Here is a 22,025-nt window from a genome sequence, read left to right on the forward strand (position 1 = left end):
GACGGTTTTTTGTCGCTGATCGCTTGAGCAACAGCGGTCGCGTCTCGAGTCGAAAACACACGCGAGAGTCGACGTCGGGCAGCAACAGAGAGAACGAGAGGTCCGAGCAGACGGCTCGAGGGCCTTATCGCGTCAGTGGCTGGTTGAAGCTGCGTTCGCGTTCTATCACGACCTCCCACGTCCCCTCACACTCACAGGAGACCTGTTCGAAGACGCTGGGGTCCTGACGCAGATCGAAATCCTTGATCGCCTTCTGGACGCGGTCGTCACAGTCTTGGCAGTTGTGTGGACCGCGGTCGGAGCCATGGCCGACAGGGTCCGAGACGACGATTGCGTCGACGTCGGCGGTCTGTTCGAGGACGTGGGCGACCGACCAGAGCCACGGCGGCCGGTAGCCGTCGTTGAAGTAGAGTTCGTCGACCATCGTGTACCGCTGGACGTTACACGGGTTCATCGAGACGGTGTGACAGCCGTCGACGTCGGCACAACGTTCGACCGAACTGATCATATCTTCGACGGCCTCGGATTCGGTGAGAAACGGCGGCTTCATCAAGAGGTAGGCCTTGATCCCAGCGTCGGCGTCGTCGCCGGCCTCTGTATCGGCCTCGGCAGCTTCCGCGCAGGCGGCTTCGAAGTCCTCGAAATCGAAGTACTTGTTTACGCAGTCGTGTCGAACCCGGTCGGTCGCCGTCTCGAGACCGATTGCGATGTCCGTGTCGATACCGTGGCGGGTGAAGTCGTCAATCTTCTCGCGGTCGACGAAGTCGGGCAGCGACTCGAGGACGATGCGCTCGCGGTCGGCGAACGTCTCGCCGATGGCGCGGCGGGTGTCCGCGCCGACTTCGCGCTCGTCAAGGAACGAGCCGGAGGTGTAGATCTTGATGAGTTCGGCTGGCTCGTCTGCGTTGTCGGCTTCGTGCTCGAGACAGACGTCGATCTGATTCATCAGGGCCTCGTGAGAGACGGAGCCGCCGTCGACGCTTTCGGCGACGTAGCCACACATGGTACAGCCACCGGCGCGAGCCCAGCGACAGCCACCGGTGTTGAGAATGATCGTCAGACTTCGTTTGACGCCGCCAGGGGTGTTGTCCTCGTCGAGCCAGACGCGAGTCGGCTCGTGGGGATCGTAGCTCGCCTCTTTGCGCGAGCGGATCTCCCGCATGACCTTGTTGTGGGCGTCCATGCCCTTGCCCTGCTCGTAGACGTCGGGCGTGGGTTTACTCATTGTGGGGAAAAAGCGCGTCAGCGCCTAAAGCGCCTTCGTCTAGCGGCCGGCACCAGCGGTGTTGTCCTCGAGACGGCAGTCGATCACCTGTCGTCATCACTCACGATGCTCGTCATCACTCAAGAATGGAACGGACCTAAAGACGCATCTCACGCGTCTCGATGGCGTCACAGGTGGGACAGATGAACTGGTACTTGACGCGGCTCCCCGCAGCGCTGACGCGCCAGTTTCCGTCGTCGTCGATGTACCCACACGCCGAGCATTCGAGGTCCGTCTCGTTGAATCTGTTTCGGAGCTGTTCAAACGGTGATCGTGCCTTGGACATATGTCATCATATGACATAGTCCCTCATAATAGTTCGGGTCAGATTCGAAACTGGTTGTTTGTCCGAGCAATCCCCGTGGCTCTTAGGATGCTGCCGCTCGAAGAGGAGACCATGGAACACGCCGATGCGGAGTATGGGGGTGGTGGCGGTCACGCGACCGCTGCAGCCAGCGCACTCGAGGCGGTCGTCAACCCCGTTGTCGCCGTCGCTGATGAGACGGTCACGTATGCGAACGCGGCCGCACGGAATGCATTCGAGTTGCCAACCGATGAGCGGACGGGCGACTGGGACCCAGCGACCGTTTTCGAGTCATGGCCACGGATCGAGTCGGCCATCGACGAGACGACGGTCGGCACGGTTCGGACGGTGTCGCTCGAGCGCTACAACGCGCGTATCCACCGGTCCGTCGACGGAGCGACGATTACGTTCGAGCACAGCGGTCACGCGGGCGAGCCTGACCGTCCGGCTGACGAGTTCACCCCCGTCGGGGAGAGCGACCGCGCGGTCAAAGACCGCGCGATTAACGAGGCCCCGGTCGGGATCACGATTTCCGATCCGGATCTCGAGGACAACCCGCTCGTCTACGTCAACGACGCCTATCGAGACATGACTGGCTACAGCTTCGACGAGGTCGTGGGTCGGAACTGCCGGTTCCTGCAGGGCGAAGACTCGAGCGAGGAGGCCATTGCCGAGATGGCAGCGGCGATCGACGAGGATTATCCAGTGACGGTCGAACTCAAGAACTACCGCAAAGACGGCACCCCGTTCTGGAACGAGGTCACGATCGCCCCTGTCCGCGACGACGAAGGAACAGTCACTCATTACGTCGGCTTCCAGAACGACGTGACGGCTCGCAAACGGGCCGAGTTAGAACTCGAGCGCCGAACCGCGGAACTCGAGTACATCTTGGATCGGGTCGAGGGACTCATTCAGGACGTCACCGACGTTGTCGCGGGCTCGACCACTCGATCCGAACTCGAAGCAGAAGTCTGTGATCGGATCGCGATGGAGTCGGTCTATGACGGCGCGTGGATCGGTGAACGAAACCCTGCGACGGGGACGATTGACGTCCGAACGAGTGCAGGAGGCTGTCCTGAAACGGGCGTTCCGGCTGACGCTGACCATCCGACTGCGGCCACACTCGCTGAAGATACTGCGACGACCGAGACGCGTGAGGGGACGACACACGCCTCGTTTCCGCTGACGTACAACGACATCGAGTACGGCGTACTCACTGTCTGTGCCGGCGACGGTCGAACCATCAACGATCGTGAGACGGTTATTCTCTCTGCGCTTGCCCGCGCAGTCGCAAGCGGGGTCAACGCCCGTGAAACCAGCCGCGTGCTCGAAACCGACGCTGTCGTCGCTGTCGAACTCACGCTTACCGATTTGGCCGTCGCGCCAGCAGCCCTTTCGGCTGCGGCGGACTGCCGACTCGAATACCGACGTTCGGTCCACCGCACCGACGACGAGACGGCATCGCTGTTTACCGTCACCGGGCCCGACGCCACCGCTGCCGACCTCACTGCAGCCGTCGACGAAATCCCCGACCTCGACTGCCGTATCCTTGTCGAACACGACGACGAATGTCTGGTCGAACTCTCCGGTGGCGACGATCTCGTCGGGTGGCTCTCCGAACGTGGCGTTCGCACACAGTCGATCGAAAGCGAAGACGGACGCACCGACCTCGCACTCGAGATTCCGCGTTCAGCAAACGTCCGCTCGGTCGTCGAGGGCGTCGAAGACCGATACCCCGGCACCGATATCGTCTCGTTCCAACAACGCGATCGTGAACACGAGACCCGACAAGAGTTCGCTGCTCGGCTCGAGGGCGATCTCACCGAGCGCCAGTTCGCTGCGCTACAGCGAGCGTACCTGAGTGGCTACTTCGAGTGGCCTCGTCCGACGACCGGCGAAGAACTCGCCCAGTCGATGGGCGTCTCGCGACCAACGTTCCACGAGCACCTGCGGACAGCTGAGTCGAAACTGTGTCAGGCCTTTTTCAACGATACGCAATCCTCGGATTGAGACTGCAGACTGAATGCCAGTCTTAATCCGCTGTAGTGCGGGATTATGAGGCTGGACGGTCGCAGGCGTTTATCTACCATCTGGTGATAGCCCGGGATATGCTCGAGAACACAATGGCGGACCCACTGCAGATGGGTGGCGGCGGCTTCCTGTACTGGGCAGTGATCTTCTTCGTGCTCGCAATCGTCGCCGCAGCCGTCGGTGCGCGTGGCGTTGCCGGTGTCTCGATGGAGATCGCCCGCATCTTCGTGTTGATTTTCATTATCCTCGCGATCGTCGCACTCCTGTTATAGAATCAGTCCCAGTGGATGCCGTCTACTGGCAGGGCTGTAGCCACCCACGCAGGTGCCGTCCAGTTCCGGATGAAATTACCGCTACTAGTTACGAGTTGGCAGTATTTGCTCGCCGTCGTTACACCGAAAGTCGAGACTGTCTAGCTTCTGTACGCGCCTCCCCCGACAGCACTCGCCTCACGAAACGTAACCATAGATGGTTACTGAATGGTGGGAACGACTAACATTGTGGGCGTCTAAATAAAGAGTGAGACGTTACCATGACAGAACTCGGCGGTTTCCAAGACAGAGTCGCACGCGTCGACCTCTCGGACGGATCGGTAGGATACGAGTCGATCGACGAGGATGACGCGAAAAAATACATCGGTGCTCGAGGACTCGGCGTGAAGTACGTCTTCGATCAGGGACCGGACGTTGACCCGCTCGGTCCCGATAATCTGCTTGCGGTTATGAACGGGCCGTTGTCGGGCACGCAAGTAACAATGAGCGGGCGGGTCGCCGTCTGTACGAAGTCACCGCTTACAGGCACCGTTACCGACAGCCATCACGGCGGCTGGTCGGGCGCTCGGCTCAAATGGGCCGGCTTCGACGGCCTGCTGTTCGAGGGCGAAGCCGACGAGCCAGTCTATGCCTACATCGAAGACGGTGAACTCGAGCTTCGTGACGCCTCCCATCTCTGGGGCAAGGGCGTCCACGAGACGCGAGACCACCTCGAGGAAGAGGTCGACGGAGCCTATGGAAAGAACCTCTCGCTGATGGCGATCGGACCTGGCGGCGAGAACGAAGTCAAGTACGCCTGTATTATCAATGAGGACGACCGGGCCTCGGGCCGCGGCGGCACGGGCTGTGTCATGGGGTCGAAAAACCTCAAGGCAATCGTCATCAAGTCCTCGACGAAGATGCCCCAGCCGGCAGATCCGGAGACGTTCAAAGAGGGTCACCAGCAGGCGATGAAGGCTATCCAGGAGTCCGACGTCACCGCACCCAACGAGGGCGGGCTCTCGATGTACGGGACGAACGTCCTGATGAACATCGGCGAGGAGATGGACGGCCTTCCGACGAAAAACGGCCAATACACCTCGACCGAAGCCATGCGCGATGCTGAGGGCGTCGACATCGACGCCGAACGGGTCTCCGGGGAAAACGTCCGCGAGAACATTCTCGTCGACGAACCGACCTGCCACTCCTGTCCAGTCGCCTGCAAGAAGGAAGTCGAAGTGCAGACGATGCACAAAGGCGAGGAGATGAACGTTCGGATGGAGTCCTACGAGTACGAATCGGCGTACGCCCTCGGACCAAACTCCGGCCACACCGACCGCGACGCCGTTGCGCTCATGATCGACCGCTGTAACGACATGGGTGTCGACACGATCGAGACAGGCAACATGATGGCGATGGCCATGGAGATGTCCGACGAGGGCAAACTCGAGGCCGAAGGCGAACTCGAGTGGGGCGATGCCGAGACCATGGTCGATCTGATCGAACGGATCGGCCGCCGTGAGGATGACCTCGCAGACCTGCTCGCAGAGGGGCCACGCCGCGTCGCCGATCGCAAGGAGGCCCACGACAACTCGCTTGCGGTCAAAGGCCAGACGATCGCTGCCTACGACCCACGTTGTATGAAGGGCATGGGAATCGGCTACGCCACTTCGAACCGCGGGGCCTGCCACCTGCGCGGGTACACGCCAGCCGCCGAAATTCTGGGCATCCCAGAGAAAGTCGACCCCTACGAGTACGAGGGCAAGGGCGAACTCACGGCTGCCTTCCAGGATCTCCACGCGATCAGCGACTCCTTCGACATCTGCAAGTTCAACGCCTTCGCCGAAGGCATCGAGGAGTACGTCCTCCAGTACAACGGGATGACCGGCCTCGACGTCACCGAGGACGAACTCATGGAAACGGGCGAGCGCATCTACAACTTAGAGCGCTACTACAACAACCTCGCCGGCTTCGACGGCACGGACGACTCCCTGCCCGCACGCTTCCTCGAGGACGGCATCCGCGGACAGGGTGCAAGCGAAGGCGAGTACTGCGAACTCGAGGAGATGAAAGCCGAGTACTACGACCACCGTGGCTGGGTCGACGGCGTCGTCCCCGATGAGAAACTCGAAGAACTCGAGATCGATATCGGGCCGGGAACAGGTGTCAGCACCGGCGACTCGCCAGCACCAGCCGACGACTGATCACCGTCGCCTCTGGACCCACGAGAGATCGTTTTTTGCGGTCGTCCCGCCCGACGACCAGTTCGACGACTCCACGTCGCCCGAGTTGGACGATGACTCGTCCTCGAGAGTTCGGCCGACAGTCTGGGTCTCGTCGCGATGACTACGATACTGCCTCTCAGTTCCGACCCGACCGCAAGCGCGTTCGCGGTCGCTCCGGGACACAGGGGCAGCAAACCGTATGAACAGACGGAAATAGCCGAGAGATATCGAGCGCAACTGTCGCGTCGTCCGCTACGACTGCTGATTTGGACGCGACGAGCGCGTCAGGGCTGTTGTCAGTCAGTGCCGGCCCGACCATCGCGACGGGACAGCAGACCGTCTCAGTCGTCAGCAACGGCGAACTGCGCGCTGGCATCGGTGTCGGCGTCGGAGTTCGTGATTTCGATTTCAACTGTACCGTCGTCGAACGAAATGTGTACATCGTCGAAGCACTTGTGATACTCAGTCGCATGCTTTCCGGAGGTGTTGATCCGGACTCGCTCTTCGACCAGGTCGGCGTCGGTCAGCTTCTCGACTTTCCGATAGGCTGTCGACATCGGGATATCACACTGCTCGGAGAGCTCTGTCGCCGTGAGTGACTCTTCGCTCGTCGCCTCGAGAATCGCTCTGCAAGCGTCGTCGTCCAGTGCAGCGAGTACTGCCTGTGCGTCAACGGAGTGGTCAGCTGTCGACCAACCTCGCTTCGTAGTGGCGTTCGTCGCGGACATTGTGTTCACTCCAAGAGAGTGACCCTGCCCCCTCCAAGTATGCCCCAATAAATACAGGGTGTTTTATAGGGGGGCAGACGATTCCGCTCGGACACAGGGTTTAGGAGGACCCACTGCTAACGATGGCTGATGGCTTCGGGGATTCGCGCAGAGATAAAGATCGACGATCCGGCCAACTGTGTCGTGACAGCGGCGTCTGCGGCGACAGACGGACGCGTTCTCTCGGTCTCGAGGAGTACGAGCGCGGACACGCCGGAGCGCGTTTCCGTGGAGTTTCTGCTCGAAGCCGAGACGTATCCCGAGACGTTCGACACCGACGTCGAGCTGTCGCCGGTCTTTTCATACGGCTCGAGTCGTGTGTATCGGTTTACCCGTGAACTCGGCGATGGCTGTCCATGTGAGTGTATCGAACGCCACGGATCGCCAGTAGTGGACGTTAGCACGCTCGGCTCGTCGCTGTTTCTGACGTTCCATGCGGAGGATATGGAGGGATTACAGGCGATTATTGGCGACCTCAAGCAGCAGTACTCGAATCTGGACGTCCAGCGACTACTCCAGTCACAACAGGAGCATACCGAACAGCAGCTCGTCTTCGTCGACCGGAGTAAGCTGACCGCCCGGCAACTGGAAGTGCTCGAGACGGCCCACCAGATGGGCTACTTTGATCACCCAAAGCGGGCCAATGCTGGCGAGGTTGCCGACGAACTCGGAATTGCGAGTACGACGTTTACCGAACATCTCGCGGCCGCACAGACGAAGCTTCTCGATTCGATCCTCGAGTACGACGAGCGATGAGCGGGTCGTGGCGACAGTTTCTGGTTAAAGAACCCTTCGGCAACTACTGGATTTCGACGGCGAACCGCAGCACTATATACGGATCATGCACAACTATGTACATAGACTTCACCGGCTTAGACAAACGTCGCCCCCCTCATGAGTAGATACGAATTTACCTGTCCTGACTGCGGACAAGCAATCGAAGTTAACGAGGCAATGCGCGAGGCCACCCTGAGACACGGCTGTCCAGTCTGTGGTGCTGAAGCAACAGCCGGGGATTTCGCTGCCGAGCAGCCGACGAGTTGATACTGTTGGAGACGCCTCGACAGCAGTCTCGAGACGCAATGGCTTTCGAAACTACGCCTCGCGGTCGATGTCGATCTGTCGGCCGTTAAGCGAGTCGGGTGTCAGTCGATACAGTTCGATATCGAGTTCGTCTTTTTGCTGTGCCCAGATCTCGAACAGTGGTCGTTTCGCGTCGCCGTACTGGGCAATCTGTGACGGCGTCAGCTCCGCCGGTGGGATGTTCTCGAGTGTTCCGGTTGCGATGACGCTCCGATAGCTCGAGGCCTGCTCGTCGTAGACGACGAGCCGTGCCGATGGAGAGGTGTCGAGGAACGCTCGCTTCTCGCTTTCCAGTGTCGACACCAGTCGCATATAGAAGACTCGGTTATCGTCGTCATAGCCGTATGAGATCGGAATCGAATATGGTTCGTCGGTGCGTGCAAGCGACAGCACTCCTGTCTCGTGATGACCGAGAAAATCGTCTATCGCCGTGGCAGTCATTTCTGTTTCCTGACTAATAGCCATCGTCTCAGTGCATCGAGAGAGGGCCAACACACTCTTTATAGTTGCCATCGGCATCGGCCGCCGTCTGGCTGCTGGCGGTTTCGGGGAGAGACGGCTCACACGCCGTTCGTGCGATCTCCGTCGGTCCCGATACAGACTGGCTCTCGAATCTCGAGTGCGGTCTCGAACGTGTCCTCGCGATCGGTTCGTCGCCCGATTCGCAACAGCTGTTCCTCGTGGGCACGGCGGATCGCCGCTAGCTCACGGTCGCTGACCTCGAGGTCGTCACCGAGCGTCTCCCAGTGGCCCCACTCCACCAGGAATACCTCACGCTCGTCGTCCGCATAGAGCCGTTCGTACTCGCGGCGATATCGTTCGAGGGCCGGCGCCAGCCGTTTCTGTGCTCGGTCGACGAGATCGGGCAGTCGGGCTGGTGGGACGCTCGCTTTCGCCGCGGTAAGGATGAGCACTTGGCCGTCGATCGGTTCGCCGGCCATCTACCCACCTGCTCGCATCGCTTTCTGGGCGAACTCATCGACGAGTGGCTCGAGATGGTCCGACTCGCCCTCGAACACGATCGTAATCTCGGTCAGCGTCAGCGAGGGACCGACGGAGACCGTTTCCGATGAGAACGTCGCCGTCCAGTTGTCTCCTTCGACGGTGTCGTCGTCGACCTGCTCGCCACCCAGCTTCGTCAGATATCGCACTGTGAGCCGCTCGGAGATGCCACGAAAGGAGCGTTCGACGTGTGTTGTCATACCAATAGTTTGGTCTCCATGCCGATAAATTCGAGCCTGAGAGCGTCAGAACGTCCAGCACACGGACACCACCGCTGTCTGCGCCGTAGAGAGTGTGACCTGTCAAGCCGTTACGGCTGACCGTCGCGGCGACGATCGGTGGCAGTCTCAGAGTCCTCATCCGAACCCGTCTCCGCGTCGCTCGTTACGACGTCGGCAACGCGCTTGGCAGCGAGTCCGGGAACGTCCGATGGCGTCGTCAGTCGCCGCTGGATGACCACGAGCGCAACGGCGAGGACAAGCAGGATCGTCCCGGTCATCGTCTCCCCGCGAACGAGCAGGAACTCGAGTCCGGCGAGTGCGGCGGGCAGCGCGAGCACGAGGACGCCCGCAAGTTTGATCGTATCGATGATACCGGCCATTATGCGCTCATAATGCGGATGTAGTCAAAAGGGCGACGACTGTCACCCCACCAGTGCTCGTCGTACGCAGTTCACGGAACTGGAACGCGTCACGAGTTCGGAACGGATTTATTCGGCGGCTCTCATTTTCGGGTATGTTCACGGGAATCGTCGAGGAAACCGGCGAGATCGTCGCTCGAGAGCGAACCGACGACGGGCTCCGGCTCAGAATCGGTGCCGACGAGGTCGCAACGGGGCTCGAACACGGCCAGAGCATCAGCGTCAGCGGCGTCTGTCTCACGGTCGAACGCTTCGAGGAGGGCGCATGGTTCGAGGTCTTCCTTGCGACTGAGACCGTCGACCGGACCTACCTCGGCGAGCTTGCCGAGGAAGACACGGTCAATCTCGAGCGGGCGATGCCCGCAGACGGCCGCTTCGATGGCCACGTCGTCCAGGGACACGTCGATGCGGTCGCGACGGTCTCGAACATCGAATCCGTCGACGAAGACTGGTTTTTCGAGTTCGAACTGCCAGCGGGCTATGGCCGCTACGTCGTCGAGAAAGGATCGATCACGCTCGACGGCATCAGCCTCACTGTCGCCGATTTAGATGCCGACGACGGGCGGGTGACCGTCGCGATTATTCCGACGACTTACGAGCTGACGACGCTTTCCGAAAAGGAGCCCGGCGATCCGGTGCATCTCGAGGTCGACGTGCTCGCAAAGTACGTCGAACGGCTGCTCGAGGCCCGTTTCGAGTAGGACATCGAACAGGATAGCAGACGGCCCCTCATACGGTCTGTTGTACCGATGTACCGCTGCTCACCAGAGACGGGGTCGGTGATCGGCGGTCAGTGACGACAGCAGTCCGTATCAGACGCCCGGCACGCCGAACGCGCCAACACCGAGGCCGAAGACGGCGTTGAGCACGAAGAGAATACCGAGCGCGGCGATCCAGGCGATCAGCCCGATGAGCCCGGCGTTGATCCAGCCGCCAGGATACCGCCAGTTGATGACCCAAACCCAGACAATCAACGCGAGCAACGGCCCGAACAGCGGGATCCAGGCCGTCAACGCCCACGCAATCGCGCCGACGAAGGCTGTCAGGATCGCGTGGGAGTAGTCCTGAATGTCGGCGACGATTGACGCGGCGACGTAGATCGCAAGCCCGCCGACAAGTAGTGCAACAACAAACGCGACAGGCGAACCGATAACTGGGACCATCACAAGGTGGTACTCACTCGAGTCGGATATACACTGGGACAGCAGGTGCGCCCTTGTTGCCGGCTTGCAGCTACCGTTGTGGCGGCTCGAACTCCGTTCGTCCCGGGTTGGCTGGGACAGAGGTCTCGTCTCTAACTGCGCGGTACGTCCGACGGTAGCGAACGATTTTGCGGTAGAGATAGTAGCCGACGGCGAGATCGAAAAGGATCACGTAGGAAACGAACGCCAGCCCGAAGCTGATGGGGTACGCCGAAGCGACGACCTCGGGGACGATTCCGACTGTAACGTTGTACGTCCCATGGACGAACGCCGCGACGAGCAGTCCTTTCACGACGAGTGGGCCGGCGTGTTGGGGGTTGAACTTCGCGAGGCCGAGATAGTAGCCTGCGATCGCGGAGTAGATGACGTGCCCTGGCCCGACGAGTGCTCGGACGGTCGCAATGCCGGTCGCCGCGGTAACTGTCCCGACCCCGGCCTGTGCGACCGTGCCGGCGATGTAGATCGCGTTCTCAATCGCGGCAAACCCGAGTCCGGCGACCGCACCGTACACTGCGCCGTCGATGACCGCATCGAACGTGTCGCTCCGATAGGCGAAGACGCGAACCGCGAGCAGTTTGACGGCCTCTTCGACGGGGCCGACGATCAGGTAGAAAAAGAGGATCGTCCCAACGACGGGGATCGCCTGGAACGACGGCCCCATCGTCGAGTTCACAACGGCCGCAAACGTCGCAAAGAGCACGGCAAGGATGAACGTCGCAACGAGCAACCCGAGCGGTTCGTTCGTCGTGATATCCGAGTACCAGATGAACGCGGCGAGCAACGCCGCGGGAACGACCGAGAGTCCAAAGAACACGGCAAGCGACGGCTCCTCGAAGACGAGCACTGCCGGCTGGGCGAGCAAGGCAAGGGTGATCACGAACGCGACGGCAAGGACGATTGTCTGGAGGCCGTAACTGATTCCGTTGTAAACCGAGCATGCGAGCCGATCGAGCGCCGACCGTGGCTCCCACGTCGACACATCGTAGAGGTCTCTCGAGTGCTCGTCGGCTTGTTCGACCGGGTCGCGCCTACCCTGCATGGCTGTCACTATGAGCCCCGTGCCGGTAAGCGTTCGGCGGTGAGCCGGTCTGTCGTTCAGTACTTACGCTGGCTGCGATTGCGACGTGAGATGACCGACCTGTTCGAGGAGGTGCGTTCGACACACCCCGACACGGGCGAAACGTCAACACAGCCGCTTCTGTTGGCTCTCTGATACCCGACCCCGACAGCAGACGGCCACGACGTGGACTCGGAATCCACAAAGGCCTCGCTACCCAACCGACCGGTATGCACTTCGATCAGCGGACTCAACAGGCAGCTCGGGATGTCGGCCCCGAGACCGACGACCGACAGGCCGCCACAGCCACCGTTGCCGAGGCCGTCGAACTGACGTTCGGACCGACAATCAACGACCGCGTTCGGTTCGCACCCAGCCACGAGCGCCTGCGGTGATTCTCGTGGACGCACGTGTACACACCACCGTGACGGGGGAGAAGCGATGACGACGGCTCGAGTGCGCGGGATCTACACGACGGCGATCACGCACCTGCTCGGGGAAAACGGCCTCGAGATCGTCCAGGCATCTGAGCCGATTCGAGAACGGTTCGACGAGTCGTTCGACACGGCTCCGGCGGATGTGGCGATCGAAACGACGCGAGACAGGCAGGGCGTCGAGGTTTCAGGCGATCCCGAGACGGTCGACACGATCACCAGCGAACTCGCGGCGCTCGCGATCGATACGTTCCGCTGGGACGATACGGCCGCCCGTGGGTCGGTCTTCGATGCCGAAGTGATCGAAGCCGGTGGCGGGAGTGGCGCGGTCGTTGACCTTGGAGACGGTCGGCGTGGCTATCTCAACTACGACGATGTCGACGGCTACGTCGGCGAGGGGAACCAGTATCGAGTGCAGGTTACCGAGCCGACACCACCGTGGACGGACGACGACCCGCGGGTCGTGCCGACACTGACAGTACAGGGCGGGCTCTGTACGCTCTCGCAGGATCGAACCGGCGTCTCGGCGGCACTCCGCGGTGACCGAGCCGACGAACTCGTCGTCATGACTGATCTCCTCTCGGTCGACATCCCGGAGGGGTGGGGGCTGCGCTGGCAACACGCAGCCGTAGACGCCGACCTCGAGGCGATGACGACGGCAGTAGAACAGGTGACGAGTCGAGCACAGACGCTCGAGGACGCACTTGCAGACGCACCCGACGAGGTCGGTGAGCCAGCCCAACTCGTGACCCCACAGGCGACGACGTGGTGCTGGTTCGGCCGCGAGTCCCGGTTCGCGTTGGACGACTGTCGTCGCGAGGTCGAGACGACGATGCCGGGCCACCACCGAACCAAAGCCGCCGACAGGGCCGCAAGCGCCGCGGTTGACTTCGCAGAGGCCGTCTGCGGTTCGACCGGTACCGACGGGGACGACGAGTTTCCCTTCGCCGCCGTCAGTCGACAGTTCGGTCCGACAGTGGGCGATCGTCTCGCGATCGATCACGGCAAACCCGATGGACGACTGTTCACGCTGGGCCGTGGCGACGTGACCGACTGGGACAGCGACGGCTCGCTCACCCTCGAGCGCCGACTGTCTGGCGGGGGCAGCTACGATGCCCTCGGCGTGCCGAAAGAAGACGGCGACGTTGCCGTCACGAAGTTCCGTGAGGGTCGGTGGTGGTATCCGACGACGTACAAAGACACACAGGGGACCGCCAAAGGAACCTACGTCAACATCTGTACCCCAGTCGAACTGTTCCCGAACGCTGCACGCTACGTCGACCTCCACGTTGACGTGATCAAGCAGACAGACGGCACAGTCGAAATCGTCGACGCGGACGAACTCGAGGCCGCAGTCGATGCGGGCCATATTTCGGAGCCGGTAGCGGAGAAAGCAATGACCGTCGCCGAAGCCGTCAAGCGGGCGCTTTCGAACTGATCGGGACCGATCAGTCAGAGACCGTCGCGGCGTCTTCGGCCAGGGAGACGTTCGGGAGCAGGTGGACGTAGTCGTTGAGATCGAGTGCGAACTCTTGTGCCGTCGTTGGCTGCACCCAGTGGAGATTGAACTCAGAGCCGTGTTCGTCGCCGCCATCCATTACCGTGTGGATCCACTGATCTCGAGGCTCGTGGACCGTCGCATGAAAGAAGTGGCGAACGTATCGTTTCGGCGGCGACTCTCGGCGCGTCCAGACGTCTGTCGTGAGGTGTGTGACCGAGTTCAGCGTTCCGAGACCAGTCTCCTCGATGACCTCCCTGAACAGCGCTTCGCGCGGTGATTCTTGGGCCTCGAGCGTTCCTTTTGGGATCTGTAACCCGTCGTGTCCTGGCCCATCGAAGACCAGTAGTTCGCCCGTCTGGCGTGTGATGTATGCACATGCCTTCTGGACGTGTGTTACGGTATCCATGATATAACTACACACTCTGTCGACACATAAAAACGTACCACCCGAATGATTAAAACTGATTAAGGATATTTGAGGGGTGCTAACATGAAACACTGGCAGCGGAGCTGCTTAGTCGGCGGCGACGGTAGAGTCGTCGTCTCCAACAGGTGTATCCCCGTCCAGATGGGTGAACAGGGTCGCGAGTGCCGGGCCGGAGATGTTGTGCCAGACGCTGAACAGCGCCGGAATCAGCGCCGCGATCGGGTCGAAAAAGGCGACCGCAAGCGCCACTGCAAGCCCGCTGTTCTGAAGGCCGACCTCGAACGCACAGGCGCGGGCGCGGTCCTCGCCCATCCCCGTGAGGTGTCCAACGCCGTAGCCAGCACCCAATCCGAGGCCGTTGTGCAAGATGACGGCGAGGAAGACGAGCGCGCTCGCCGTCATGATTTCCTCGACGTTGAGTCCCACGACGGCTGCGACGATGGCGACGATTGCGATCACACTGATCGCCGGGAAAATCGACAGGCCAGCCTCCGCCACGGATGGGGCGTACGCATCGAGGACGTACCGGAGCACCAGTCCCGCCACGACAGGGAGCAAGACGATCAGAACGATCGACTGCGCCATCTCACCGAACGTGACCGTGATCGACTCACCCGCAAGCAAGACCACCCAGGCCGGCATCACGAGGGGTGCAGCGATCGTCGTCAGTGAGGTGATCGTGACCGACAGTGCGACGTCGCCACGACCGAGATAGGTCATCACGTTCGACGCAGTGCCACCGGGTGCTGCGCCGACGAGGATCAGTCCAACACCGATCTCCCAGGGTAGTCCGAGGGCGACGACGAGAACGTACGCAAACGTCGGCATCAGGAGCCACTGGGCTGTCGCGCCGATGAAGACGTCTCGAGGCCGCTCGAGAATCCGCCGAAAATCCGCCGGCGTCAGTGTCAGCCCCATGCCGAGCATGATAATGCCCAACAGCGGCGTAATGTATGCGCCGATCGGCGTGAACGTCTCGGGTGTATACAGCGCGATGGCGGAGACTGCCACCACCCAGACGACGAAGTATTTGCTCGTGACCTGTCCGATTCGTTCCAACAGCGACTGTGTACTCATTTGGGAGCCACCATCATGCGATGAACACAGTCAGCAATCAACGACAGTCAAGTAAGAACACTCGTGTTTCGGCTCCGCAGGGACGCCGCGCTCGAACTGGCTCGACGAGACTGTGTCACTCGAGCGATTCGGTTCGCTTACGCACTCGGTGCCGGCGGAACGAAATGGGATCCAGTGACCGAGCGAGCACAGACGGGACAGCCGCTTGTCAGCGTTGCCTCGCGCATGGATGGGGTAACAGTGAACGACCGACGGCAGTCCGGGCAGGTGAACTCGTAACGTTCCATCGTCTATCATACAATGCGATTGGAGCGCATAGTGGCACAACCCCGATATAGAGGGAGTCCCATGCAGACTGGCCGACGGATGCGGAACTGCTCTCGACGATAGCAGGTTATGGGTGGACAGTCATCGAGCCATCCTCAACATCAGTCACTGCATCCGAATGGCTCATGACTGTTCACTTACTGATTCTCGTCGTCTTCCGTCTCGTCCATCTTGTCGGCCGCATCAGCGCCAGTGTCGTCGTCTCGAGCGTCCGATGCTGTCTCACTCTCGTCGTCCGGCGTCGATTCTGGCTCGGTCGCGTCGGTCTGCGTTGGCTGGGCCTGTTCGGGATCTGGGCCAGTCGCCTCGCTGACCTCCTCGGCCATCGCCGAGTCGGAGATATCGATTTCGGTCGTCTCGTCGTCGACGTTGCGCCGGGGATCGTCCGATCCGTCGGCGTCGTCCGGCTTCGACCGCGGCTCCGCATCCGCCGCGTTGTCGGTGAACTCGATCCGCGAACTCTCGCCGCTGTCTCGCTCGTCGCCCACCTGTGCTGTGTCGTCAATCTCGCCGTCAGCGGCAATCTGAGATTCTCGACCAGAGTCGGGACGTTCGGCAGCGGCACGCGCTTCGTCGGACGTCTCTTTCCCTTCGGTTCCGCTGTCGATCTCGGTCGCCCGTGGCTCGAGCGTCGAGTCATCGCTCGAGCGTCGATTTCGAAGCCCGTAGCTAATCAGGCCGACGCCAGCAGCCCCTTTCGGAAGCGCACGGAGCTGACCCCGCCCGAGCGAGCGAAGGGCTGAGAGGAGCAATGCGCCACCGCCTAGCAACGGCACCAGCTCGCGTCTGATATCGCCGGTGGTGACCGAGAGTGCCGTCTCCACCGGGTCCGGTGTCTCGAGGTTGTCGACACGGTCCTCCATCGGAACGTCTGCCGTCAGGTCGTGATCGTGTTCGTCAGCCATTGAATATACCTCCGCGCACGCTGCGCTCACAACAGGTATCGGCCCCACACGGTTGAAGCTTGGACCAGCACAGTACTGTCGACTGGAACCGTGTGGTAGCGACGGCCCGCATGTGCAGGACAACGAAAGCTGGTAGTGTGGCTCCCTATCGAGTGATTTCGGCCACGGCTACCACTCGAAGCGGTCGGGATCACGGGCCGCCAGTGCCGTTCGAACTGCGGCAACGTTCTCAGGCACGTCATGCACTCGGATAATGTCGGCCCCGCGATCGGCTGCGATCGCACTCGCCGCGACGGTTGCCTCGAGTCGCTCGCCGGGCCCACAGCCGACGTGCTCGAACATCGATTTGTGGGAGTGACCCACCAGGATCGGACAGCCTAAGGCGTGGAACTCGTCGATGCGACCGATCATTTCGAAACTCTCCCGGGCGGCCTTGCCGAACCCGATTCCGGGATCGACGACGATCTGCTCGCGGTCGACGCCGGCCTTTTCAGCGAGCAGGACCCGCTCGGAGAGCTGATCGATCACGTCCTCGACGACGTCGTCGTATGCGACCTCGCGGTCCGGGACGACGATAGAATCGATGCTGTGCATCACGACCAGTCCCGCGTCGTACTCGGCCGCGACGAAGCGCATCTCGGGATCCTCGAGGCCCGAGACGTCGTTGATAATGTCGGCCCCGGCTTCGAGAGCAGCGTCAGCGACGGCGGCTTTGCGGGTGTCGATCGAGATGTGGACATCGAGATCCGCGATCCGCTCGATGACAGGCGTGACGCGGTCGATTTCGTCTTCGACCGGAACGGGATCGGCGCCGGGGCGGGTCGACTCACCGCCGACGTCGACCACGTCGACACCGGCCTCGACCATCGCCTCGGCGCGGGCGACGGCGTCCTCGAGCGCATCGTACTCGCCGCCGTCGTGGAAGCTGTCGGGTGTGACGTTGAGAATGCCCATGACAGCAGTGCGGTTGCTCCACGGATACTGTGGCCCATCAGTGTCGGCCCCAGCCCCAGCGTCTGATTCGCTCGCGTCGAAATCGAGCGTCTCACGAAGTGTTCGAGTGGCATCTGCGACGCCGTGGTCGGCCAGCGACGCCGACTCGAGACGCTCGAGGAGGCGTTCGAACTGCGAAAGCGTCCCCATCAACACGGCGTCGACGGCTTCATCCTCGTGTTCGAGCCCCGAGAGTGCGCATTCGCCGCCGAGACGCAACAGCTCCTGTTTGACCGTCGTCGCCTGTCGGTGGCCGAGGGTCATCTTGACCACACGGTGGACGGCATCACCACTGAGATGACGGCTGCCGGCCTCGGGGACGTTCGCCGTGATAAGCGCATCACGCGCGTCTGCACTGTTTCGGATTCGCTTTGGCACGCCAGCGTCCGTCCAGCGCGAGCGAGCTTCGGCGACGGCAAACAGCGAGCCCGTGACGAGCACACAGTCGTCGCTTCCAGCGTCCTCGAGAGCAGTCTCGAGGGCGTCCTGGACGGTCGTCTCCGTTCGAACGTCGTCGACGCCAGCCTCGGTGAACACCGTCGCGAGCACGTCGCGATCTTCGGCACGCTGGAGTGGTGGCTCCGTGGTAATCACTGAATCGGGCGTCGGCAGCGTGGCAACAATCTCGCGGTGGTCTTTCTCATGCATCGCCCCAAAGACGAGATAGAGGTCGTCGTACTCGTAGGTCCCGAGCGTCTCCGCGAGCCCCGCACATGCGCCGGGGTTGTGTGCGCCGTCGAGAACGACGAGTGGGTCCGTGTCCATCACCTCGAAGCGGCCCGGCCAGTGGGCGTTTCGCAGCCCGCGGGCCAGCTCGTCGTCAGAGATGTCGGTGAGCTGGCGCGCGAGCGTGGCCGCGATACCCGCGTTCTCGGCCTGATGGGCCCCCAGGAGGGGAATCCGCGTCTCGAGGTGCCAGTCGTCGGTATCGACCGTGACGGCCGCCTCGGTGTGGTTGGCCCGACCGTCGTAGGCGACTTGAACGTCTGTGGTCGATGTGTCCGAGGCGTTCGTCGACGAGCCGACGGTGACGACATCCCCGGCAACCGATCGAATCGCCTCGAGCGCGTCGCCGGAGACGCCGGTGACGAGGGCGTTCTCCTGTGGAGCGACGTGGGCTTTGTCGCGGGCGATTTCGGCTTCCGTGTCGCCGAGGATTCCCGTATGCTCTAACGTGACGCTCGTCACGGCGCTTGCGACCGGATCGACAACGCTCGTCGCGTCGTACCGGCCGCCGATTCCGACCTCGAGGATGGCGATATCGACGTCCTCGCGGCCGAAGTGCCAGATCGCCATCGCCGTCATCGTCTCGAAGAACGTGGGTGAGTCACCGTCGGCACCGCGACCCATAATGTACTTTCGGGCGGCCTCGACGTACTCACAGACCGCTGACCGTGGGATCTTCCGTCCGTCGACACGGACCCGTTCGCGCAGATCCTCGAGATGTGGCGAGGTGTAGAGTCCGACGGAGAGCCCGGTCTCGCGGAGGCTCTGCTCGAGCATCCGTGCCGTGCTCCCCTTGCCGTTCGATCCCGCAATCTGGACGAATGTAACGTCTTCGTGGGGGTTCTCGAGATGGGCGAGCAGCCGCGCTGTCGACTCCGTCCCCGGTTTCGGGCGGAACCGCCGCAGATCGAATAAAAAGTCCGCGGCCTCGTGATACTCCATATCTGACCCAGAAAGTCCGCGCGCTTAGGGGTGTCGGACTCGCCGCTCAGAGTCGATAGAGCAGTGTCGCTTTTACAACCGTAGCGCGTCGTCGGTCACACTATCCCGAAGGGAGGACAGCGACGACAGCTTACTCCAACGACGGCTCCGCCGAACGGCCCGACTCGCCGCCGGGCGTCTCCTGTGTGACCTCGAGGAACGCGTCCTCGAGGCTCCGTGCCTCGCCGGTTTCGGCGCGGGATTTCAGCGTCTCGGGGTCGCCTTGTGCGACCAGTTCGCCCTCCCGGAGGACGCCGATCTCGTCGGCCAGTTCGTCGACGACGGGGAGGATGTGCGTCGAGAGGAAGATCGTCATCTCCCGGTCCGCGAGATCGGCGATCGTCTCCCGCATCGTCCGGGCCGCACGCGGGTCCAGCCCGCTCGTCGGCTCGTCGAGGAAGGCGACGGCAGGTTCGTGGAGGACCGCCTGGATAACGCCGACCTTCTGGCGCATCCCCTTCGAGTAGCCCTCGATCCGTCGATGAGCGTCGTCGATCAGATCGAAGCGCTCGAGCAGTGAGTCGATGCGCTCGCTCGCCTCGGCTTCGGGGAGGTCCCGCAGGCCGGCAGCGTACTCGAGTTGTTCGCGGCCGGTGAGTTCGTCGTAGATCGGCGGCTCCTCGGGCAGATAGCCGATGTGGGGGGTGACGGACTCGCGATCGGTGATCGAGTGACCGGCGACGTGGGCCGTCCCCGATGTGGGTCTGGTGAGCGTCGTCAGCATTCGCATCGTCGTCGTCTTGCCCGCACCGTTTGGGCCGAGAAAGCCGTAGACTGCGCCGCGTTCGACGGTCATCGTCAGCCCAGAGACGGCTGTCGTCTCCCCGTAGCGTTTCGTGAGGGCATCGGTTTCGATGGCAGGGGCATCAGCAGGGCTCATACCCGTTTTGTTTCGCCGCGATCTGTATAAAAGCACACATGTTTCGCCGGCGTGGCCGGTCATCTGGACTCGAGTCGATGCCTCCTGCACCGAACCGAACGCACGGGTGGTGACTGGTGTGGGTTGTGACTGTTCGCAGCGAACGAATGACAGAAACCGAACTATTTACTGGGTTCGGAACGCGCTCTCGGGCATGGTCCTCCACGGTACATACAGCCCTCACGCTGTCGATATTGGTGATCGGTAATGTCGCGGCTCTCTCTCATCGTCGCCAAAACAGAGGTGCGACGAACGGTTCGTGCGGTGTCGACCGAACGAACGAAACTGCTGTTGATGGGCGTGCTCGCGGTGGTGATGCTCGGTCCGGTTACGGTCGCCGGCAGCTACCTCCTCCCGAGTCTGGGCGCGGAGTTCGCTGGGGAATCCCTTCCCGTCGACGCCGCGACGATAACAGCGGTCGTCACCGGTGGCGTCGCCGTCGGCTGGCTGTTTCTGGTTTTTATGGCCAGTATTCGGTCGTTTACCGCCACCGCGTCAGTCGACGAGCCAGCGTTTCTGCTCGTCTCGACGCCACTCAAAAACACCGTCATCGGCGTCATAATCGCCGAGTTCTTCCTGTTCGCGCTATGGGTCATCCCGCCGACACTGGCGCTCTCGAGTGCGTTCGCTTACGGCGCGGGAACGGTGCTCCCCGTGCCGTTCGCGCTGCTCGTCGCCACGATTGTGCTGGGGAGTGCAGTCCCAGTCGGGTTCGTCGTCGGGATCTGTGCCAAGCATCTGGTCACCGTCTACGAGCCGATCGCTCGCTACCGAACGATCCTATTCATCGGCTTCTGGGTGCTGTACTTCGGTGCGCTCGCGACCGGCCGGTTCGATCTGGTGATGAGTCGTCTGTTTACCCTCCTGCAGGACAGCCCGCTCGGCTGGCCCGGCCACCTCCTCTTGGCCGGGCTTCCGAACGTCTCCGCCTCGAGTCCGCTCGTCCTTGGTGCAGTCGTCGGCACAGTCGTCGTCAGTACGGCCGCCGTCGCCGTCGGCATCGCCGTCGCGCGAATCCACTGGTTCGCCGATCCGGCACGGTTCGAGGACGCCGCCGAACCGACCGCGAGCGAGTCCTCGAGTCGGCTGGCGACCGTGCTCTCTCGCGGGCTTTCGCGACCAGTCCGAACGGTGACGGTGACCGCGATCCGCCGAACCAAGCGCGCCCCGATCCGACTGGCGTACGTCGGCTACCCGCTGTTCGGCGCGATCGGATTCGTCCAGAGCATCATCCAGAGCGGAACGGTTCCCGAACACGTCGCCGTCATCCTCTCGTTGTACGTCGTCTGGGCCGCCGGCGCGCTGTTCACGCTGAACCCCCTTGGCGACCTCGGCCGGGCGCTACCCGCCGTCGTCACCTCGACGCTCACCGGCCGCCAGGCCATCACCGGGCTGGTGGTCGCTGGGATGGTCGTTGCCGCACCCATCGCACTGGTCGTCTCGCTCGTGTTGGGTGTCGTCAGCCCGCTCTCACTCGAGCAGACCGCCGTCCTGATCGCTGGCACGGTCGTCGGCACCGCCGTCACGCCGGCGCTGGCGACCGGGATCGGCACGGCAGCACCCCGCTTTGGCAGCGTCAACGTCACGAACAACCGCGAGGCGGTGATGCCGAGCAAGACCGCATTCATCATCTACTCGGTCGCAATCGTCTTCCCGACAGTCGCCGCGGTCGTCCTTTACACCGACTCCGCCACGCTGCTCGCCGAGTTGATCGGAGCGGTCTCCGCGATGGCACCCACTCCCGACGTCTCGGTTTCGGCCCGCGGGCTCACGCTCACCGCTTGGACCGTCTTGGGAATCGGCGTGCTCGCGCCACTGGTGTCGTATTTCTACGCCATCGAGCGATTCGACTGGTACACACTCGAGTGAGGAGAAGTGTTTCGACCGCGACGGAGCGCGCTCGAATCAG

General features: G+C 62.1%; 24 protein-coding genes. 9 read left to right on the top strand and 15 right to left on the bottom strand.

Going from position 1 to position 22,025, the window contains the following annotated elements; genetic code table 11:
• Positions 1–124: 124 nt before the first annotated feature.
• A complete protein-coding gene (locus ACERJA_RS04675; protein ID WP_373607094.1) occupies positions 125–1,225 on the bottom strand; it encodes an archaeosine biosynthesis radical SAM protein RaSEA in 1,101 nt (366 codons plus the stop codon).
• Positions 1,226–1,361: 136 nt separating this feature from the next.
• Entirely contained in the window at positions 1,362–1,550 is a 189-nt protein-coding gene (locus tag ACERJA_RS04680; RefSeq protein WP_006066371.1) for an HVO_0649 family zinc finger protein, read from the bottom strand.
• Positions 1,551–1,661: 111 nt separating this feature from the next.
• Between ACERJA_RS04680 and ACERJA_RS04685 the strand changes: the two genes are divergently transcribed.
• The 3 genes from ACERJA_RS04685 to ACERJA_RS04695 all read left to right on the top strand — a co-directional run bounded on the left by ACERJA_RS04685 (position 1,662) and on the right by ACERJA_RS04695 (position 6,054).
• Positions 1,662–3,578 (top strand): bacterio-opsin activator domain-containing protein, encoded by a 1,917-nt coding sequence (locus tag ACERJA_RS04685; protein ID WP_373607452.1) that lies wholly within the window; start codon positions 1,662–1,664, stop codon positions 3,576–3,578.
• 98 nt (positions 3,579–3,676) lie between these two features.
• Positions 3,677–3,871 carry a DUF1328 family protein gene (locus ACERJA_RS04690; RefSeq protein ID WP_373607097.1) on the top strand — a complete coding sequence of 65 codons (195 nt, stop codon included), beginning with the start codon at positions 3,677–3,679 and terminating at the stop codon, positions 3,869–3,871.
• Positions 3,872–4,131: 260 nt separating this feature from the next.
• On the top strand, positions 4,132–6,054 hold the full coding sequence (locus ACERJA_RS04695; RefSeq protein ID WP_373607098.1) for an aldehyde ferredoxin oxidoreductase family protein: 1,923 nt from the start codon (positions 4,132–4,134) through the stop codon (positions 6,052–6,054).
• 362 nt (positions 6,055–6,416) lie between these two features.
• Here ACERJA_RS04695 and ACERJA_RS04700 read toward each other — a convergent pair whose 3' ends face one another.
• Positions 6,417–6,803, bottom strand: a complete 387-nt coding sequence (locus ACERJA_RS04700; RefSeq protein ID WP_373607099.1) for a helix-turn-helix domain-containing protein — start codon at positions 6,801–6,803, stop codon at positions 6,417–6,419.
• Between the two features lie 129 nt (positions 6,804–6,932).
• On the opposite strand from ACERJA_RS04700, the gene ACERJA_RS04705 reads away from it, so the two are divergent.
• Both ACERJA_RS04705 and ACERJA_RS04710 read left to right on the top strand, forming a co-directional pair.
• Complete coding sequence (locus tag ACERJA_RS04705; protein WP_373607100.1) at positions 6,933–7,598, top strand: helix-turn-helix domain-containing protein; 666 nt, start codon at positions 6,933–6,935, stop codon at positions 7,596–7,598.
• A 138-nt stretch (positions 7,599–7,736) separates the two neighbouring features.
• On the top strand, positions 7,737–7,886 hold the full coding sequence (locus tag ACERJA_RS04710; RefSeq protein ID WP_373607101.1) for an FmdB family zinc ribbon protein: 150 nt from the start codon (positions 7,737–7,739) through the stop codon (positions 7,884–7,886).
• 51 nt (positions 7,887–7,937) lie between these two features.
• Here the strand turns inward: ACERJA_RS04710 and ACERJA_RS04715 are convergent, their stop codons facing one another.
• The 4 genes from ACERJA_RS04715 to ACERJA_RS04730 all read right to left on the bottom strand — a co-directional run bounded on the left by ACERJA_RS04715 (position 7,938) and on the right by ACERJA_RS04730 (position 9,528).
• Positions 7,938–8,390: a pyridoxamine 5'-phosphate oxidase family protein gene (locus ACERJA_RS04715; RefSeq protein ID WP_373607102.1), complete on the bottom strand. Its 453-nt coding sequence runs from the start codon at positions 8,388–8,390 to the stop codon at positions 7,938–7,940.
• 95 nt (positions 8,391–8,485) lie between these two features.
• Positions 8,486–8,866, bottom strand: a complete 381-nt coding sequence (locus tag ACERJA_RS04720) for a hypothetical protein (RefSeq protein ID WP_373607103.1) — start codon at positions 8,864–8,866, stop codon at positions 8,486–8,488.
• A complete protein-coding gene (locus tag ACERJA_RS04725) occupies positions 8,867–9,127 on the bottom strand; it encodes a hypothetical protein (RefSeq protein ID WP_373607104.1) in 261 nt (86 codons plus the stop codon).
• A 110-nt stretch (positions 9,128–9,237) separates the two neighbouring features.
• Positions 9,238–9,528, bottom strand: a complete 291-nt coding sequence (locus ACERJA_RS04730) for a hypothetical protein (protein ID WP_373607105.1) — start codon at positions 9,526–9,528, stop codon at positions 9,238–9,240.
• 134 nt (positions 9,529–9,662) lie between these two features.
• Here ACERJA_RS04730 and ACERJA_RS04735 point away from each other — a divergent pair, with 134 nt between their 5' ends.
• Positions 9,663–10,268 carry a riboflavin synthase gene (locus ACERJA_RS04735; protein ID WP_373607106.1) on the top strand — a complete coding sequence of 202 codons (606 nt, stop codon included), beginning with the start codon at positions 9,663–9,665 and terminating at the stop codon, positions 10,266–10,268.
• A 111-nt stretch (positions 10,269–10,379) separates the two neighbouring features.
• On the opposite strand, the gene ACERJA_RS04740 is transcribed toward ACERJA_RS04735, so the two are convergent.
• Positions 10,380–10,730 (bottom strand): hypothetical protein, encoded by a 351-nt coding sequence (locus tag ACERJA_RS04740; RefSeq protein WP_373607108.1) that lies wholly within the window; start codon positions 10,728–10,730, stop codon positions 10,380–10,382.
• Positions 10,731–10,800: 70 nt separating this feature from the next.
• Positions 10,801–11,808, bottom strand: a complete 1,008-nt coding sequence (locus tag ACERJA_RS04745; protein ID WP_373607109.1) for a PrsW family intramembrane metalloprotease — start codon at positions 11,806–11,808, stop codon at positions 10,801–10,803.
• A gap of 248 nt (positions 11,809–12,056) precedes the next feature.
• On the opposite strand from ACERJA_RS04745, the gene ACERJA_RS04750 reads away from it, so the two are divergent.
• Entirely contained in the window at positions 12,057–12,221 is a 165-nt protein-coding gene (locus tag ACERJA_RS04750) for a hypothetical protein (RefSeq protein ID WP_373607110.1), read from the top strand.
• Between the two features lie 46 nt (positions 12,222–12,267).
• Complete coding sequence (locus ACERJA_RS04755; RefSeq protein WP_373607111.1) at positions 12,268–13,698, top strand: DUF402 domain-containing protein; 1,431 nt, start codon at positions 12,268–12,270, stop codon at positions 13,696–13,698.
• Between the two features lie 10 nt (positions 13,699–13,708).
• Here the strand turns inward: ACERJA_RS04755 and ACERJA_RS04760 are convergent, their stop codons facing one another.
• The 6 genes from ACERJA_RS04760 to ACERJA_RS04785 form a co-directional block, all read right to left on the bottom strand.
• Positions 13,709–14,167: an NUDIX domain-containing protein gene (locus ACERJA_RS04760; protein WP_006066356.1), complete on the bottom strand. Its 459-nt coding sequence runs from the start codon at positions 14,165–14,167 to the stop codon at positions 13,709–13,711.
• A gap of 108 nt (positions 14,168–14,275) precedes the next feature.
• On the bottom strand, positions 14,276–15,265 hold the full coding sequence (locus ACERJA_RS04765; RefSeq protein ID WP_373607112.1) for a bile acid:sodium symporter family protein: 990 nt from the start codon (positions 15,263–15,265) through the stop codon (positions 14,276–14,278).
• A 137-nt stretch (positions 15,266–15,402) separates the two neighbouring features.
• Complete coding sequence (locus tag ACERJA_RS04770) at positions 15,403–15,552, bottom strand: zinc ribbon domain-containing protein (protein ID WP_373607114.1); 150 nt, start codon at positions 15,550–15,552, stop codon at positions 15,403–15,405.
• A 177-nt stretch (positions 15,553–15,729) separates the two neighbouring features.
• Positions 15,730–16,497 carry a hypothetical protein gene (locus ACERJA_RS04775; RefSeq protein WP_373607115.1) on the bottom strand — a complete coding sequence of 256 codons (768 nt, stop codon included), beginning with the start codon at positions 16,495–16,497 and terminating at the stop codon, positions 15,730–15,732.
• Positions 16,498–16,665: 168 nt separating this feature from the next.
• Positions 16,666–19,158: a dihydropteroate synthase gene (gene folP, locus ACERJA_RS04780; RefSeq protein ID WP_373607116.1), complete on the bottom strand. Its 2,493-nt coding sequence runs from the start codon at positions 19,156–19,158 to the stop codon at positions 16,666–16,668.
• A 130-nt stretch (positions 19,159–19,288) separates the two neighbouring features.
• Entirely contained in the window at positions 19,289–20,077 is a 789-nt protein-coding gene (locus tag ACERJA_RS04785; protein WP_373607117.1) for an ABC transporter ATP-binding protein, read from the bottom strand.
• A gap of 246 nt (positions 20,078–20,323) precedes the next feature.
• On the opposite strand from ACERJA_RS04785, the gene ACERJA_RS04790 reads away from it, so the two are divergent.
• Positions 20,324–21,985 (top strand): hypothetical protein, encoded by a 1,662-nt coding sequence (locus tag ACERJA_RS04790; protein WP_373607119.1) that lies wholly within the window; start codon positions 20,324–20,326, stop codon positions 21,983–21,985.
• The last annotated feature ends 40 nt before the right edge of the window (positions 21,986–22,025 follow it).

Origin of the sequence: Natronorubrum sp. A-ect3 (assembly GCF_041821125.1) — an archaeon.
GTDB classification, from domain to species: Archaea; Halobacteriota; Halobacteria; order Halobacteriales; family Natrialbaceae; genus Natronorubrum; species Natronorubrum bangense.